Consider the following 16,113-nt stretch of genomic DNA (forward strand, 5'->3'; position numbering starts at 1 on the left):
GTCACCGATGGGTGGCGGCAGGCCCCGGCAGCTCGCGTCGGGTGCGCAGCGGGGAGCGGAAGACCGGGACCCAGACGGTGGCCAGCACCGCCGTCGCGAGCCACAACGCCGTTCGGACGGAGGCGAGTTCGGCCAACAGGCCGGCCAGCGCGGCGCCGAGGGCGAGGGAACCGGTGAGCAGGACGCGCATGGTGGCGTTCATCCGGCCGAGCAGGTGGTCCGGGGTCACGCTCTGACGGAAGCTCACCGTGATCACGTTGTCGATGCCGATCTTGCAGGTGATGACCAGCCAGGCACCGGTCGCGAGCCAGAGCGCGGCGCCCCGTCCGGCCAGCGCCGGCAGCACTCCGCACGGCGCGACCGCCAGGCCCATCAGCCACAGCACCCGTCCCGCCCCGAGGCGGCGGGCCAGCCGGCGGGCCGCGACCGAACCGATGAACACGCCGAGCCCGCCGACCGCGAAGAACAGGCCGACGACACCGGCGGACAGCCCGAGTTCATCGACGAACAGCACCGGCAGCATCGTCTGGTACAGCTGGATCGACAGGTTCGTACCGGCCCCGGCGAGCGCCACGGCCCGCAGGACCGGGTGGCCGAACACGAAACGCAGGCCCTCGCGGATCTCACCGCCGAGCCGCCCGTCGCGCCGCTCCCGGGGGGACGGCTCCGGCCGCCGGATCCGCAGCAGCAGGAGCGCCGAGACCAGGTAGCTCGCCATGTCCACCACGATCACCACCGGGGCGGACAGCGCCGCCACCAGGAAGCCGCCCGCGCTGCGCCCGCCGATCTGGGTGAGGGCGTCCACCGTCACCAGATGGGCGTTGGCCTCGGTGAGCCGGTGGCGGCCGACCAGTTCGGGCAGTTGGCTCAGCGAGGCCACGTCGAAGAACACCGTGGCCGCGCCGGACAGCAGGACCACCGCGTACAGCTGATGGATCGTCAAGCATCCGAACAGCCAGGCGAGCGGTACCGATCCGAGCAGCGCGGCCCTGGCCAGATCGGCGGCGATCATCGTGGGCCGCTTGCGGATCCGGTCCACCCAGGCCCCGGCCGGCAGGCCGATCAGCAGGAACGCGAGGGTGCTCAGCGTCGCCAGCAGCCCGACCTGTCCGGGGGAGCTGTGCAGCGCCAGCAGGGCGGTCAGGGGGATTGCCAGCGAACTCACCGCGGTGCCGAGCTTGCTCGCCACCGCGGCGCCGAGGAGCAGCCGGAAGCCGGGGTTTCGCAGGGCCGACGGATCCGGGTCGGACGGCGGGGCGGTCGGCGCGGGGCCGAGGCGGGAGCTGGTCATGGAGCGAGGTTCCCGGCGGGGCCGGGCGGCGGGCGAGGAATTTAGGCTGCACTGAATCCTGCGGGGCCGACGACCGCGACCACCACCGCAGCCATGACCTGCCACCGCGAAAGGGCGCGCACATGCTGGATGTGACCTTCTCCGTCCGCGACCTGGCCCGTACCCGGTTCGCCCTCTCGCCGCTGTGGGAAGTGGTGGCCGGCGTAAGGGTGTTGAAGCATCCCGCCGAACACCCGTTGCACCGCCCGTGGAGCACCCGGGCGCACCGCCGCCTCGCCGATTCCGGGCTGGACTGGCGCCTGCTCGCCGACCTGGTGCCCGACCCGCCCCGGCTGATCCCGGCCTTCCTCGCGCCGCCGCCCACCACCTCCGTCCCCGACCTGCGGCTCGAGCTCTCCGTCCTGCGTGCCACCCCGCCCGAACTGGTCCACTCGGGCCTCGACGGCCCGCGCGCGCCGCGCTCGGAACGGATCGACCGGCTGCGGGCCGAACCGCGGCGCGGACTGGCCGAACTCGCCGAACTGATCGACGCCTACTGGGAGATCGCCCTCGCGCCGCACTGGCCCCGGATCCGCTCGCTGCTCGAGGGCGACATCCTGCACCGCGCCCGGCTGTTCGCCGAACACGGCGCGGACCGGCTGCTGGGCGACCTCGGGACGGACATCACCTGGGACGAGAACACCCTCTACGTCGGCCACCGTCACACCCGGGGCACCGGCCACCTCGCCGGACGCGGCCTGCTGCTCGTCCCGTCGGTGTTCGTCTGGCCCCGGGTGTTCTCGCTCATCACCCCGAACTGGCAACCGACCCTGCGCTATCCCCCGCGCGCCGTGGCCACCCTCTGGGAGCGCCGCACCGCCCTCCCCGACCCCCTCGCCGCCGTGCTCGGCCCGACCCGCGCCCGCCTCCTCGCCGAACTCGACACCCCGGCCTCCACCACCGCCCTCGCCGACCGCACCGCCCTCACCCCCGGTGCCGTCTCCCAGCACCTCACCGCCCTCCGGAACGCCGGCCTGCTCGCCGCCCACCGCACCGGCCGCTACGTGCTGTACAGCCGCACCGAAGCGGCGGAAATCCTGCTGGCCGCGGCGGCAGGCGGTCCGGGTCGGGGCACTTCCCTTTGACCGGCCCTCGGCGGGCGCGGCATCGCTGTATTCAAGGTTGATGTCGGCCTTGCCGAGGCCCGGGCGATCGCGGCGGTGCTGCTGGGCGAACCGGCCGCCGCCCGCCTCTGATCCCGGCCGCTCCGGTCAGCCCCCGTCCCGCTCGGGGGCCTCGGTCTCGCCGCGGTCGCCCGTCAGACCGCCCGGTCCGGGGCTGGTGAAGTCGGGCGAGGTGTAGCGCGGTCGGCCGTCCGCGTCCGCGAGGCGCTCGGGTCCGGGGCTGGTGAACCGCGGTCCGTCGCCGCGTTTGCGCCCTTGATCGTCCGTCAGGCCCTCCGGTCCGGGGCTGGCGAAGTCGGGGCTGCTGTGGCCCGGCCCGGTGAATCCGGCCGGACGCGGTGCTCCCTGATCGCCCGTCAGGCCGCGCCGTCCGGGGCTGGTGAAGTCGGGCGCGGTGTAGCGCGGGCCGTCGGGGCGCGGCCGGCCGTCGGCGTCGGTGAGCTGCTCGGGTCCGGGGCTGGTGAAGCGCGGTCCGTCGGTGCGCTTGCGCCCCTGGTCGTCGGTGAGGCCCTCCGGGCCGGGGCTGGTGAAGTCGGGGCTGCTGTGCCCAGGGCCCGTGAACCCGGCTGGGCGCGGCCGTCGCTGATCGTCCGTCAGCCCTTCGGGCCCGGGGCTGGTGAAGCCCGGGCTGCCGTACCCGGCCCGGCTGTAGCCGGGGCTGAGCAGGTCGGGCGGCGCGGTCCGGGCGCGCGGGACGCCGGTGTCGGGCGTCGCGAGGTGGTGGGCGAGCAGCCAGGGCAGCAGGGCGCGGTCGCGCAGCGCGGTGTGCCAGGCGGCCCGGGCCGCGGCCAGCTCGGCCTGCTGGTACGGGTCGGCGCCGAGGGCCCGGGTGGCGCCGCGGCGCGCGGTGAGGACCAGCCCGGCGCCGCCGATCAGCAGCGCGGCGGCGGCGATGGCCAGCGCGAGCAGCCCGGCGGTGACGGCGGCGCGTCCGAACGCCAGCCCGGGCGCGGTGACCCGCAGCAGCCAGCCGAGTACCAGCAGGATCAGCCCGGTCGACCCGGCCAGCAGCGGCGTCAGCACCGTCAGCGCGGGGAGCAGCCCGGCGCCGACGATTGGTGGCGCGCTGTCCGGGCGCTGCTCGGCGGCCGCGGCGGCGGCGCGCAGTTCCAGGTAGCGGGCGTACTCGGCGGCGGCGGGCGCGGCGACGGTCTCGGCGTCCGCGAGGGCCCTGGTGTAGAGCTGTTCGGTGTTGAGGTGCACGCCGGGCTCGGCCAGGGCCTGCCGGACGGCGGGGTCGCGCAGCGCTTCGTCGAGCAGCCGGCCGAAGTCGGCGCGGTCCTCGGCGAGCAGGCGCGGCGGGTGGCTCATGGGTACCCCGTTCCGCGAGGTGGACGGAAGGTCACTGGCCTCGATGGTAGGCGTGCGCGGGAGCGCGCCGACAGGCTCTTTCCGGAACTTCGGCGCGCCCAGTTCCCTTGCGCCATCGAGCAGTTGTTCAGTTCAGCGGCAGTTGTGCGACCAGCAGCCGGCCGTCCATGGTGACGCCGCCGTCCATCGCGATGGCCAGTTCGTCGGCGTAGATGTACGGGCCGGGCACGTGCGGCGGGACGCCGTCCTCGGGGTGGTCGCCGGTCAGGTAGGGGATCGGGCTGTGGCCGTGCACCACCCGGTAGCCGCCGTACATGGCGAGCAGTTCCTGCGCGGCCATGGTGCCGGCCTGGCCGCGGAACGCGAACCGCTTGGTGAACTTGCGGAAGGCGTCCCACCATTCGTCGATGCCCTCGTCGGCGAGCAGCGCGTGCACGGCGTCGTTGACGTCGGCGATGGTCTCGCCGTACTCCAGGTACGCGGTGGTGTCGGAGTGCAGCAGCAGGTGGCCGTCCTCCAGCGCCATCGCGGGCAGCCGGGACAGCCAGCTGATGTGGTGCGGCTGCAGGCGCTCCAGGTCGTGCTGCTGGCCGCCGTTGAGCCGCCAGGCGGCGAGGAACGAGGCGGTGCCGGCGGTGGACTGGACGGCCTCGTCGCCGTAGCGGGCGGCGCCCAGGAAGAGCAGTTCGTGATTGCCCATCAGGGCCCGGCAGTAGCCGCCGGCCGCGGCCGCCTCGGCGGCCAGCTGCATCACCAGGTCGATGACGCCGATGCCGTCCGGGCCGCGGTCGGTGAAGTCGCCGAGGAACCAGATCCGGGAGCGCCCGGCCGACCAGTGGCCGTCGGCGTCGATCAGGCCCTGCTGGTGCAGCGCGGCGAGCAGTTCGTCGAGGTAGCCGTGCACGTCGCCGATGACGAACAGCGGGCCGGGGCCCTCGCCGGGTTCGGGCTGCGGGTACGGGAAGTGCACCTCGACGGGGGGCACCGCCTCGATCGGCGGGCCGAGTTCGATGGTCGGCGGGTCCTCGTGCGCGTAGTGCCCGGGTGCCTGCGGGGCGGCTTCGCCGAACTGCCCGGCGGGGGCCCAGTGCTGCTCCAGGTAGTGGGCGCCGCCGTAGGTGCTGTGGGTGTCCTCGTACTGGTAGCCGGCGGGTTCGGCCGGCTCGAACCAGGAGCCTTGGGGGAGCACGTCGAGGTCCTGGCGGGAGCGGATGCCCGAGTGCGGGTGCTCGGGTTCGCGGAAGAGGTCCTCGGGTGTCATTCGCCCATCATAGGAAGCGCACTCTCCCGCCGTCCTCACCTGGTCGGTATCCGTTTTCCCGGTTGACCCGCCGGGCGGCGGGCCGGCCGCCCGGTCTGCCCCGGTCCGGGATGGTCCGGACCGCCGGCCGACGCGGGCGGCGCGCGCTCACACCTCGCCCGGCGGGCGGGGCGGACTCACCGTGGTGCGCGGGCTGCGGCGCTGCGAGGAGGCGCGCACGATCAGCTCGGTGGGCATCAGGGTGCCGGGCGGCGGGCCCGTCCCGGCGGTGCGGTAGCGCGGCGGGAACAGCCGCCCGGGGACGGAGCCCGATCCCGCGTCGACTCCTTCGATCGCGTCGATCAACAGGTTGACCACGGTGGTGCCGATCCGACGGGGCTTCAACGACAGGGTGGTGATCGGCGGTTCGGTGTTGGCGTACACGTCGGACTCCGAGCAGCACACCAGCAGCAGGTCGTCCGGGACCCGCAGTCCGTAGCGGCGGGCGGCGGCCAGCAGGTCGGTGCCGTTCGGGTCGAACAGTCCGTACACCGCGTCCGGGCGGTCCGGGCGGGCCAGCAGCCGGTCGGCGGCGACCGCCCCGGCGGCCGGGTCGTGCGCCGGGTACGCCTCGTACACCGGCTCCTGGCCGACCCGGTCGCACCAGGCGAGGTACGCCTCGGTGGACAGCCGGGTGTAGGTGTCGGTGGACGTGCCGGTGAGCAGGCCGATCCGGCGGGCGCCGGCCTCGCTCAGGTGCTCCAGGATGCCGAGCACCGCCGCCTCGTGGTCGTTGTCCACCCAGGCGGTGACCGGGCAGTTGCCCGGTTTGCCGTCGGAGACCACCGGCACGCCGGACCGGTAGAGCTCGGTGACCAGCGGGTCCTGGTCGGGCGGATCGATCACCACCGTCCCGTCGAGCGCGATGTTGCTCCACACGTCGTGCCGGGACGACGCGGGCAGCACCACCAGGGCGTAGCCGCGGCCCAGCGCGGCGCTGGTGGCGGCCCGCGCCATCTCCGCGAAGTAGGCGAACTCGGTGAAGGTGAACGGCTCTTCGCCGTACGTGGTGACGGTCAGTCCGATCAGGCCGGACCGGCCGGTGCGCAAGGTCCGGGCGGCGGCGGACGGCCGGTAGCCCAGGCGCTCGGCGACCTCGCGGACCCGGCTGCGGGTCTCGTCGGGGAGCCGGCCCTTCCCGTTGAGGGCGTCCGAGACCGTGGTGATGGAGACTCCGGCGGCCGCCGCGACGTCCCGGATGCCTGCCCGTTCCAGGCGCCGTGAGGCGGTGGCTCGGCGACCGTTCTGATTGGCTGCTGCTGTCATGGCGGACCGATCGTATGGCGCGTCACGGCGTTCTGTGACCGGATCACTACCCGGCGTCAAAGAACCGTTTCTCCATGGCCGGATCCGGGGTGCACCCTTCGACAGCTGCGGTTTTCCGCCTCCAATACCTCTGACATGTGCCAAAGGAACCCGGCAGAATGGCTGATCTGCACCCGTAACCCGGACGAGCATCTCACCCGCACGGGTGAGGGGCGGTCGGTATCGTTCACGGCACCCGACCGGGGAGTGATCGGCGCCGCCGCCGACGAAGAGAAACGGAGAACCCCGTGGTTCAGCGTGAGCACGGCCCCCGGCTGCGGCCGAGCCTGGACAGCATCCCCAGCTACAAGCCCGGGAAGCCCGCCGGCGCGGACTCCTACAAGCTCTCCTCCAACGAGAACCCCTACCCGCCGCTGCCCGGCGTGCTGGAGGCCGCGGTCGCCGCCGCCGCCGACTTCAACCGCTACCCGGACATGGGAGTCGGCGCGCTCACCGCCGAACTCGCCCAGCGCTTCGGCGTCCCCGCCGAGCACATCGCCACCGGCACCGGCTCGGTCGGCGTCGCCCAGTCCCTGGTGCTCGCCACCGCCGGCGAGGGCGACGAAGTCATGTTCGCCTGGCGCTCGTTCGAGGCCTACCCGATCATCACCCGGATCGCCGGCGCCACCCCGGTGCCCGTCCCGCTCACCGCCGACGAGGCCCACGACCTCGACGCGATGCTCGCCGCGATCACCGACCGGACCCGGCTGATCTTCGTCTGCAACCCCAACAACCCGACCGGCGCCGCCCTGCACCGCGAGGAACTGGTCCGCTTCCTGGACGCCGTCCCCGCGCACATCCTGATCGTCCTCGACGAGGCCTACCGCGAGTTCATCCGCGACGAGGACGTCCCGGACGGCATCGAGCTCTACCGCGACCGCCCCAACGTCTGCGTGCTGCGCACCTTCTCCAAGGCGTACGGCCTGGCCGGCCTGCGGGTCGGCTTCGCCGTCGGCCACGAGCAGGTCGCCGGCGCGCTGCGCAAGACCGCCGTCCCGTTCGGCGTCAGCCAGCTCGCCCAGGACGCCGCCGTCGCCTCGCTGCGCGCCGAGGACGCCCTGCTGGAGCGCGTGGAGGCGCTGGTCGCCGAGCGCGTCCGGGTCACCGCCGCGCTGCGCGGGCAGGGCTGGACGGTGGTCCCCTCCGAGGCCAACTTCGTCTGGCTGCGGCTCGGCGAGCGCACCCTCGACTTCGCCGCCGCCTGCGCCGAGGCCGGCGTGGTGGTCCGCCCGTTCCCCGGCGAGGGCGTCCGGGTCTCGATCGGCGAGACCGAGGGCAACGACCTGTTCCTGGGCGCCGCGGAGGCGTTCCGCAAGGAGCTCTGACGAAGCCGCAACGGGCGGGGCGGGCAACGCGGTTGCCCGCCCCGTCGGCATGACCGGCCGGCGCCCGGCGCGGGTGAACCGGGGACGGGACTTTGCTGGGAGGTTCCCGGGAGTCCGGTCAAGAGCTGGTGGTCCGCCGGGCAACCGACGGGCAACCGGCGGGTGATGTGCGCCGACTTGTCCGGATCGCCGGTCCCAGCGGGCGTCCAGGAACCGCACAGGGCGGCGAAAGAGCGCGGGGCGATGCTTCTGCGCCATGAAGGTGCTTCCGCGACGGCGTGGTGCCGTCCTCGTCAACTCCGCGCTCGGCGTGGCCCTGCTGGGCGGGGCCGCACTGGCGTACACCACCCTGGACAGCGGGACCAGCAAGGCCGCCGCCGGCTCCAAGGTCCGGACCGCGACGGTCGCCAAGGGCGCGGTCCAGGCCACCGTGTCCGGATCGGGCACGCTGTTCTCGCCCTCCGACGCCGGTCAGGACTTCACCACCGGCGGCCGGTTGACGGCGGTGAAGGTCGCGGTCGGCGACACGGTGAAGAAGGGCCAGGTGCTCGCCACCGTCGACACCACCACCGCCCAGCAGCAGGTCGACCAGGCGCAGTCCGCGCTGACCGCGGCGCAGGCCAACCTGACCAAGGCCGAGGCCGGCGAGACGGTCACCACCACCGTCCCCGGCACCGGCTCGTCGGGCGCCAGTAACGGCGGCAACGGCGGCAACGGCGGCTCGTCCGGCCGCGGCGGCTCGGGCTCCGCGGCGGCCACTCCGCAGCCGCAGCCGAGCACCACGACCACCGTGAAGGTCGACCAGGCGCAGGTCGCGCAGGCCCAGCAGCAGGTCGACAACGCGCAGAACACCCTGACCAACGCGCAGACCGCGCTGGCCGGCACCACGCTGACCGCCACCACCGACGGCACCGTCGCCGCGGTCACCGGCAAGGTCGGCGACACCGTCTCCGGCGCCGGATCGTCGGGCTCCGGGAGCTCGTCCACCGCCAAGTCCGGTGCCGGCAGCGCCAGTTCCAGCACCACCCCGACCGGATTCATCGTGCTCACCAACCCCTCCGGGATGGAGGTCACCGCGAACTTCTCCGAGCTGGACTCGCTGAAGCTGAAGAAGGGCCAGACGGCGACCGTCACCCTGAACGCGCAGTCCGACACCAAGCTCGCCGCCACCGTGCTGTCGGTCAGCTCGCTGCCCTCCAGCTCCACCAACGGCGCCGTGCAGTACGGCGCGACGCTCCAGATCACCGGCGACACCGCCGCGCTGCGCACCGGGCTGAGCGCCACCATCTCGGTGGTCACCGGCTCCGCCGACAACGCCCTGTCGGTGCCCACCGCGGCCCTCCAGGGCACCGGCTCCACCCGCACCGCGACCGTGCTGCACGACGACGGCTCCACCGAGCGCGTGCAGGTGACGGTCGGCATCGAGGGCGACAGCACCGTGCAGGTCACCGAGGGCCTCACCGAGGGCGAGAAGGTCGAGCTGACCGCCACCACCGCGGGCACCGGCAACGGCTTCCCGTCCGGCAGCTTCCCCGGCCTGAACGGCGGCTTCGGCGGTGGCGGCTACGGCGGCGGGGGCGGCGGTTCCCGAGGCGGCAACGGCGCCGGCGGCAACGGCGGCGGGGGTTCGCGCGGATGAGCCCCGGCAAGCCCCCGGTGATCCAGATCCGCCGGGTCCTCAAGTCCTACGGCCACGGCGACGCCGTCGTGCACGCCCTGCGCGGCCCGCTCGGCCCGGACGGCGAACCCCTCGGCGTCGACCTGGACATCGCCGAGGGCGACTACGTGGCGGTGATGGGTTCCTCCGGCTCCGGCAAGTCCACCCTGATGAACATCCTCGGCTGCCTGGACGTCCCCACCGCCGGCCGCTACCTGCTCGACGGCACCGACGTCGGCCACCTCGACGAGGGCCAGCTCGCGCTGGTGCGCAACCGCAAGATCGGCTTCGTGTTCCAGTCGTTCAACCTGGTGCCGCGCACCACCGCCCTCGCCCAGGTCGAACTGCCGCTCGCCTACGCGGGCGTGCGGGCCGCCGAGCGGCGCCGCCGGGCGCTGGCCGCGCTCACCCTGGTCGGCCTGGCCGAGCGGGCCGGCCACAAGCCCAACCAGCTGTCCGGCGGCCAGCAGCAGCGCGTCGCGGTGGCCCGCGCCCTGGTCACCGCGCCCGCCATGCTGCTCGCCGACGAGCCCACCGGCAACCTCGACAGCCGCTCCACCGAGGAGGTGCTGGGCATCATCGACGGCCTCAACGCGCGCGGCCGCACCGTGGTGGTGATCACCCACGAGGACGAGGTGGCCCGGCACGCCAAGCGGGTGGTCCGCCTGGTCGACGGCGCGATCGTCTCCGACGTCCGGCAGGCCCCGGTCGACGGCCCGCCGCCGGCCCTGGCCGCGGAGGTGGTCGCGTGATCGCCTGGCAGATGATCCGCTTCGCGGTCGGCGGCCTGGCCGCCAACAAGGTCCGCTCCGCACTGACCATGCTCGGCGTGCTGATCGGCGTGGCCTCGGTGATCCTGCTGCTCGCGGTCGGCAACGGCTCCTCGGTCGCGGTGAAGGAGTCCATCACCTCGCTGGGCACCAACTCGCTGACCGTCTCCACCGCGGCCTCCCGCGGCTCCGCCACCGCCGCGAAGAAACTCACCGTGGAGGACGCCAAGGCCCTCGCCTCGGCCACCGACACCCCGGCCATCAAGTCGGTCGCCCCGGTGGTCACCACCAGCGGCACCGCGCTGTACGGGAACATCTCCTACCAGCCCGGCCAGGTCGTCGGCAGCTACCCGGCGTACTTCGAGACCGCCAACCAGAAGATCGCCGAGGGCGACTACTTCTCCGCCGACGACGTGCTGAACTCCCGCAAGGTCGCGGTGCTCGGCTCCACCACCGCCAAGGAGCTGTTCGCCACCGAGGACCCGATCGGCAAGAAGATCACCATCGGCGGCACCCCGTTCACCGTCACCGGCGTGCTCGCCACCAAGGGCTCCACCGGCTTCAACGACCCCGACGACGTGGTGATCGCCCCGCTGCCGACCGTGCAGAACGCGTTCACCGGCTTCGGCTCGGTCAACCAGATCCTGGTGCAGGCGTCCTCCGCCGACACCACCACCGAGGCACAGGCCGACATCACCCGGATCCTGATGGGCACCCACGCCATCAAGGACCCCACCAAGGCCGACTTCCGGATCAGCAACCAGACCTCGCTGCTGAGCGCCCGCGAATCCACCACCAAGACCTTCACGGTGCTGCTCGGCGCCGTCGCCGCGATCTCGCTACTGGTCGGCGGCATCGGCATCACCAACATCATGCTGGTCACCGTCACCGAGCGGACCAGGGAGATCGGCATCCGCAAGGCGCTCGGCGCGCCCCGCGCGGTCATCCTCGGCCAGTTCCTCGCCGAATCCACCCTGCTGTCGGTGATCGGCGCCGGCCTCGGCGTGCTCGCCGGGATCGTCGGCTCGCACTTCTCGGTGGTCGGCATCAAGCCGGTGGTGATCCCCGAATCGGTGCTCGGCGCGTTCGCCATCGCCGTCGCCATCGGCCTGTTCTTCGGCAGCTACCCCGCCAACCGGGCCGCCTCGCTGCGCCCCATCGACGCCCTCCGGCACGAGTAGAAGGAGCCCTTTCATGTCGGACGAGCAGGAGCTGCTGGCCACCGCGCCGGACGCCCGCGACATCACCGCCGAGCTGGCCGCGCCGCCGCGCCGCAGGCTCCCCTGGCCCACCCTGGCGCTGGCCGGCGGCCTGATCGCCGTGCTGTCCTTCGCCGGCGGCGTCTGGTACCAGAAGGACGACAACACCGGCGGCAACGGCACCGCCCGCGCCTCCGGAGGCCAGAACCCGGGACAGCAGAACGGTGGCCGCCGCGGCGGTCAGAACGGCCCGGGCGGTCAGAACGGCCCGGGCGGCGGCGGCTTCACCCGCGGCACCGTCAAGTCGGTCGACGGCACCACCGTCTACCTGACCGACGCCAACGGGAACACCGTGAAGATCACCACCGGCGACTCCACCAAGGTCACCACCACCAAGGAGGGCAAGGTCGGCGACCTGCAACCCGGCCAGAACGTCACCGTGATGGGCAGCAAGGACGCCGACGGCTCCTACAGCGCCACCCAGCTCACCGAGGGCGGCGCGGGCGGCTTCGGCGGCTTCGGCGGCCGGGGCGGCGGCGGTGGTGGCCAGGGTGGTGGAACGGCCGGTACCGGTTCGAGCACAACCGGCTGACCATCCCGTTCTTCGTCCATTTGGCGTAGCCTGCCCGGGCTAGGGTCTGTCTGACGATGCTCGGTCGGGTGCACCCGGCGGACCTCGTCCGACCGTCCCGGAAACAGCCCGGGCCGGCCATTTCGTCCCGGCCCGGGAGGCGGAGCAGATCTTGTCAGGCGCATTGCAGTCGAGCCAGCCCGGGGCGACTCCGGCGGGCGGTGAACCGTTCCTGCTGGTGGTGGACGACGAGCCCAACATCCGCGAGCTGCTGTCGGCCAGCCTGCGCTTCTCCGGCTTCCGGGTGGCCTCCGCCGCCACCGGCCAGGAGGCGCTGGACGCGATCGCCGCCGAGCGCCCCGACCTGGTGGTGCTCGACGTGATGCTGCCCGACCTGGACGGCTTCACCGTCGTCCAGCGGCTGCGCGACCAGACCCAGCGGCCGGGCAGCCCCGAGCACGTCCCGGTGCTGTTCCTGACCGCGAAGGACGGCACCGGCGACAAGGTCCAGGGCCTGGCCGTCGGCGCCGACGACTACGTCACCAAGCCGTTCAGCCTGGAGGAGCTGATCGCCCGGATCCGGGCGATCCTGCGCCGGGCCGGCGGCCCCGCCGACGACGGCCGCCTGATGGTGGCCGACCTCGTCCTGGACCCGACCGCGCACGAGGTCACCCGCGGCGGCGTCCCGGTCTCGCTCTCCCCCACCGAGTTCAAGCTGCTGCACTACCTGATGGCCAACGTCGGCCGGGTGGTCTCCAAGGCGCAGATCCTCGACCACGTGTGGGCGTACGACTTCGGCGGCGACCTGTCCATCGTCGAGTCGTACATCTCCTACCTGCGCCGCAAGCTCGACTCCGGCCCGGCGCACGGCCCCAAGCTGATCCACACGGTGCGCGGCATCGGCTACGCGCTGCGCCGCCCGCCGAACAGCTGAGATGGCCCGCTTCTCGCTGCGGGTCCGGCTGCTGGTGCTTGCGGTGCTGCTGGTCACCACGGGCCTGGTGGTCAGCGACGCCTGGGTGCTCGGCACCGTCCGCGGCCAGCTGGTGGAGCGCACCGACCAGCAGCTGGAGCGGTACGCCGAGCCGCTGGCGCGGCGCGCGCCGACCCGCCAGCAGACCCCGATGTCGGTGTTCAGCCCGCAGGCGCTGAGCCGCCGCACCGGCCAGGCGCTGCCCAGCGAGTACGTGGTGCGCTACCTGGCCGGGGACGGCACCGTGCTGTCGGTGCTGCGCCAGCCGCTGACCGACTCCGAGCCGGCCCCGCAGCTGCCCGCGCTGACCGCCGCCGCGCTGGCGCGCCGGGAGGCCGAGCCGTTCACCGAGAAGGTGCCGCGCGGCGGCGAGTGGCGCTCGATGGTGCTGCCGCTGCAGCGCACCACCGCGGGCGACTTCGGCTCGCCGCGGTACGTGCAGGTCGCGGTGCCGCTGGACGACGTGCAGTCCACCATCAGTCACCTGCGCACCACCTTCTTCACCATCGGCGGCGCCGTCCTGGTGGGCCTGGCCGGCCTGGGCGCGGTCGCGGTGCGGGCCGGGCTGCGGCCGCTGCGCCAGCTGGAGGCGGGCGCGCAGCGGATAGCCGACGGAGACCTGTCGCACCGGATGCCGGAGCTGCCGGCCCGCACCGAGGTGGGCCGGCTGTCGGCGGCGCTGAACCGGATGCTGACCGACATCGAGACGGCGTTCGCCGACCGCGCCGCCTCCGAGCGCCGGATGCGCCGCTTCGTCGCCGACGCCTCGCACGAGCTGCGCACCCCGCTGGCGGGCATCCGCGGCTTCGCCGAGCTGCACCGGATGGGCGCGCTGGACGACGTCGACCGGGCGATGGACCGGATCGAGTCGGAGGCGGTGCGCCTCGGCGCCCTGGTCGAGGACCTGCTGATGCTGGCCAGGCTGGACGAGGAACGCCCGCTGAACCTGGCCCCGATGGACCTGCGCACGCTGGCCGCCGACGCCCTGCACGACCTGACCGCGCTGGACCCGGGCCGCCCGGTGGCCCTGACCGGCCCGCACGGCGAGGGCGCCCCGCAGCCCGCGCCGGTGCTCGGCGACGAGGCCCGGCTGCGCCAGGTGGTGAGCAACCTGGTGGGCAACGCGGTCAAGCACACCCCGCCGGGCACCGCGGTGCGGATCGGGGTGGGCCGGGTGGACGACAGCTGCCTGCTCGAAGTCGCGGACCGGGGGCCGGGGTTGGCGGAGGAGCAGGCGGCGCTGGTGTTCGAGCGCTTCTACCGGGCGGACGCGTCCCGGGTCCGCCGGGCCGGCGAGGCCGGGGGAGCGGGCCTGGGTCTGGCGATCGCCTCCGCGCTGGTGTCCGCGCACGGCGGCGAGCTGGCCCTGCGCACCGCGCCGGGCGCCGGCGCGGCCTTCAGGGTGGTCCTGCCGCACCAGGGCTGAACCGGGCTGAGGTAACGTCAGTGAGGTCGGTGTCAAGCGCCGTTCGGTACAGCGTCGGCGCCCCGCTCCGGCTTGTGGGCGGCCGAACCGGCGGCAGATCATTTGAGTTGTCGGAGAACACCCCCCCCCGTGCGAACGCACTGATAAGCATCATGGATACTGCTCTTGTGAACGTGTTCACGTTCACAAGCGGACAAGCTTGGGCAGGTTCGGCGCGTTACCGTGCTAGATGTGCCTTTTTTGTTCGGTTTGCACATCCTGTGAGAGAGGGCGCAGTGGACCTAGCAGTCGCTCACGAGACCATCTCGCGATGGCAGTTCGGCATCACCACCGTCTATCACTTCCTCTTCGTCCCGCTGACGATCAGCCTGGCCTCGATCGTGGCCGGACTGCAGACCGCATGGGTGCGCACGGGCAAGGAGAAGTACTTCCACGCCACCAAGTTCTGGGGCAAGCTCTTCCTGATCAACATCGCCATGGGCGTGGTCACCGGCATCGTCCAGGAGTTCCAGTTCGGCATGAACTGGTCCGACTACTCCCGCTTCGTCGGCGACGTGTTCGGCGCCCCGCTGGCGATGGAAGCGCTGATCGCGTTCTTCTTCGAGTCCACCTTCATCGGACTGTGGATCTTCGGCTGGGACAAGCTGCCGAAGAAGATCCACCTCGCCTGCATCTGGATGGTCGCGATCGGCACCGCGCTGTCCGCGTACTTCATCCTGGCCGCCAACTCCTGGATGCAGCACCCGGTCGGCTACCGGATCGACCCCGTCACCGGCAAGGCCCAACTCACCGACATCGTCCGGGTGCTGACCCAGAACACCACCCTGGTCCAGGTCTTCCACACCCTCACCGCAGCCTTCCTCACCGGCGCCGCCTTCGTGGTCGGCATCGCCAGCTACCACCTGTGGCGCGCCAAGCGGGGCAAGGAGACCGACAAGCGCAAGACCGCCTCGATGCGCACCTCGCTGCGCGTCGGCCTGGTGCTCGCCGCGGTGGCCGGCCTCGGCACCGCGATCAGCGGCGACACCCTCGGCAAGGTGATGTTCGAGCAGCAGCCGATGAAGATGGCCGCCGCCGAAGCGCTCTGGGACACCCAGGCCCCCGCCCCGTTCTCGGTGTTCGCCGTCGGCGACGTCTCCAAGGGCCACAACTCGGTCGCCCTGGAGATCCCCGGAATACTGTCCTTCCTCGCCCACAACGACTTCTCGTCCGAAGTCCCCGGCATCAACGACACCGCCGCCGCCGAAGCCGCCCAGCACGGTGGGAACCCGACCGACTACATCCCCAACATCTTCGTCACCTACTGGGGATTCCGGCTGATGATCGGCTTCGGCATGACGTCCTTCGTCGCCGCGCTGATCGGCCTGTGGACCACCCGCCGCAAGTTCTGGCTGGCCCCCGAGCACCGCACCGGCGAGGACGAGCCGCCGAAGCTGATGCTCACCAAGAACCGGGAGATGAACGTCTTCTTCACCCGGTGGAGCTGGCGGATCGGCATCCTCACCATGGGCTTCCCGCTGATCGCCAACAGCTTCGGCTGGATCTTCACCGAGATGGGCCGCCAGCCCTGGGTGGTGTTCGGCCTGATGTTCACCCGCGACGCGGTCTCCCCCAACGTCAGCGTCGGCACCCAGGTGCTCGGCCTCACCACGCTGACCGTGCTGTACGCGATCCTCGCCGTGATCGAGGTCAAGCTGCTCGCCAAGTACGCCGCCGCCGGCCCCAACACGGACGAGAAGCCGCCCGCCAAGGACCCGACCCTGCGCGGCCCCTCGGACGAGGACTCCGACCAGCCGCTCGCCTTCGCGTACTGAGGACGGAT

Annotated in this window: 13 protein-coding genes; 9 read left to right on the plus strand and 4 right to left on the minus strand. The window is 72.7% G+C overall.

The window, feature by feature from the left end; all coding sequences use genetic code 11:
• Position 1 precedes the first annotated feature (1 nt).
• The gene (locus tag ACGFWJ_RS24415) at positions 2-1,291 is read right to left on the minus strand and encodes an MFS transporter (RefSeq protein WP_392953111.1); all 1,290 of its coding nucleotides are present in this window, start codon (positions 1,289-1,291) and stop codon (positions 2-4) included.
• A gap of 122 nt (positions 1,292-1,413) precedes the next feature.
• Here ACGFWJ_RS24415 and ACGFWJ_RS24420 point away from each other — a divergent pair, with 122 nt between their 5' ends.
• Complete coding sequence (locus tag ACGFWJ_RS24420) at positions 1,414-2,415, plus strand: DUF5937 family protein (protein ID WP_392953114.1); 1,002 nt, start codon at positions 1,414-1,416, stop codon at positions 2,413-2,415.
• A gap of 126 nt (positions 2,416-2,541) precedes the next feature.
• Here the strand turns inward: ACGFWJ_RS24420 and ACGFWJ_RS24425 are convergent, their stop codons facing one another.
• The 3 genes from ACGFWJ_RS24425 to ACGFWJ_RS24435 all read right to left on the minus strand — a co-directional run bounded on the left by ACGFWJ_RS24425 (position 2,542) and on the right by ACGFWJ_RS24435 (position 6,331).
• Entirely contained in the window at positions 2,542-3,765 is a 1,224-nt protein-coding gene (locus ACGFWJ_RS24425) for a hypothetical protein (RefSeq protein WP_392953117.1), read from the minus strand.
• Positions 3,766-3,892: 127 nt separating this feature from the next.
• On the minus strand, positions 3,893-5,026 hold the full coding sequence (locus ACGFWJ_RS24430) for a metallophosphoesterase (RefSeq protein ID WP_387640223.1): 1,134 nt from the start codon (positions 5,024-5,026) through the stop codon (positions 3,893-3,895).
• Positions 5,027-5,173: 147 nt separating this feature from the next.
• Entirely contained in the window at positions 5,174-6,331 is a 1,158-nt protein-coding gene (locus ACGFWJ_RS24435) for a LacI family DNA-binding transcriptional regulator (RefSeq protein WP_073818037.1), read from the minus strand.
• A 287-nt stretch (positions 6,332-6,618) separates the two neighbouring features.
• On the opposite strand from ACGFWJ_RS24435, the gene hisC reads away from it, so the two are divergent.
• The 8 genes from hisC to ACGFWJ_RS24475 all read left to right on the plus strand — a co-directional run bounded on the left by hisC (position 6,619) and on the right by ACGFWJ_RS24475 (position 16,105).
• Positions 6,619-7,695, plus strand: a complete 1,077-nt coding sequence (hisC, locus tag ACGFWJ_RS24440; RefSeq protein WP_387640228.1) for a histidinol-phosphate transaminase — start codon at positions 6,619-6,621, stop codon at positions 7,693-7,695.
• A 256-nt stretch (positions 7,696-7,951) separates the two neighbouring features.
• Positions 7,952-9,334: an efflux RND transporter periplasmic adaptor subunit gene (locus ACGFWJ_RS24445; RefSeq protein ID WP_392953122.1), complete on the plus strand. Its 1,383-nt coding sequence runs from the start codon at positions 7,952-7,954 to the stop codon at positions 9,332-9,334.
• Complete coding sequence (locus ACGFWJ_RS24450; protein ID WP_387640234.1) at positions 9,331-10,104, plus strand: ABC transporter ATP-binding protein; 774 nt, start codon at positions 9,331-9,333, stop codon at positions 10,102-10,104. Before ACGFWJ_RS24445 ends, ACGFWJ_RS24450 begins: the two co-directional genes overlap by 4 nt.
• Positions 10,101-11,303: an ABC transporter permease gene (locus ACGFWJ_RS24455; protein WP_392953126.1), complete on the plus strand. Its 1,203-nt coding sequence runs from the start codon at positions 10,101-10,103 to the stop codon at positions 11,301-11,303. Before ACGFWJ_RS24450 ends, ACGFWJ_RS24455 begins: the two co-directional genes overlap by 4 nt.
• Positions 11,304-11,316: 13 nt before the next feature.
• Positions 11,317-11,913, plus strand: coding sequence for a DUF5666 domain-containing protein (locus tag ACGFWJ_RS24460; RefSeq protein ID WP_392953129.1), 597 nt, complete (start codon positions 11,317-11,319; stop codon positions 11,911-11,913).
• A gap of 151 nt (positions 11,914-12,064) precedes the next feature.
• Complete coding sequence (locus ACGFWJ_RS24465) at positions 12,065-12,826, plus strand: response regulator transcription factor (RefSeq protein WP_387640242.1); 762 nt, start codon at positions 12,065-12,067, stop codon at positions 12,824-12,826.
• 1 nt (position 12,827) lies between these two features.
• Entirely contained in the window at positions 12,828-14,291 is a 1,464-nt protein-coding gene (locus ACGFWJ_RS24470; protein WP_392953132.1) for a sensor histidine kinase, read from the plus strand.
• A gap of 275 nt (positions 14,292-14,566) precedes the next feature.
• Positions 14,567-16,105 carry a cytochrome ubiquinol oxidase subunit I gene (locus tag ACGFWJ_RS24475; RefSeq protein ID WP_392953134.1) on the plus strand — a complete coding sequence of 513 codons (1,539 nt, stop codon included), beginning with the start codon at positions 14,567-14,569 and terminating at the stop codon, positions 16,103-16,105.
• Positions 16,106-16,113 lie beyond the last annotated feature (8 nt).

It is taken from the genome of Kitasatospora sp. NPDC048407 (genome assembly GCF_043200475.1).
Classification (GTDB): domain Bacteria; phylum Actinomycetota; class Actinomycetes; order Streptomycetales; family Streptomycetaceae; genus Kitasatospora.

Excerpts from the sequence above, each read along its gene's own strand:
- ACGFWJ_RS24415 (WP_392953111.1), bottom strand. The coding sequence starts at position 1,291 with ATGACCAGCTCCCGCCTCGGCCCCGCGCCGACCGCCCCGCCGTCCGAC.
- ACGFWJ_RS24420 (WP_392953114.1), top strand. The coding sequence starts at position 1,414 with ATGCTGGATGTGACCTTCTCCGTCCGCGACCTGGCCCGTACCCGGTTC.
- ACGFWJ_RS24425 (WP_392953117.1), bottom strand. The coding sequence starts at position 3,765 with ATGAGCCACCCGCCGCGCCTGCTCGCCGAGGACCGCGCCGACTTCGGC.
- ACGFWJ_RS24430 (WP_387640223.1), bottom strand. The coding sequence starts at position 5,026 with ATGACACCCGAGGACCTCTTCCGCGAACCCGAGCACCCGCACTCGGGC.
- ACGFWJ_RS24435 (WP_073818037.1), bottom strand. The coding sequence starts at position 6,331 with ATGACAGCAGCAGCCAATCAGAACGGTCGCCGAGCCACCGCCTCACGG.
- ACGFWJ_RS24445 (WP_392953122.1), top strand. The coding sequence starts at position 7,952 with ATGAAGGTGCTTCCGCGACGGCGTGGTGCCGTCCTCGTCAACTCCGCG.
- ACGFWJ_RS24450 (WP_387640234.1), top strand. The coding sequence starts at position 9,331 with ATGAGCCCCGGCAAGCCCCCGGTGATCCAGATCCGCCGGGTCCTCAAG.
- ACGFWJ_RS24460 (WP_392953129.1), top strand. The coding sequence starts at position 11,317 with ATGTCGGACGAGCAGGAGCTGCTGGCCACCGCGCCGGACGCCCGCGAC.
- ACGFWJ_RS24470 (WP_392953132.1), top strand. The coding sequence starts at position 12,828 with ATGGCCCGCTTCTCGCTGCGGGTCCGGCTGCTGGTGCTTGCGGTGCTG.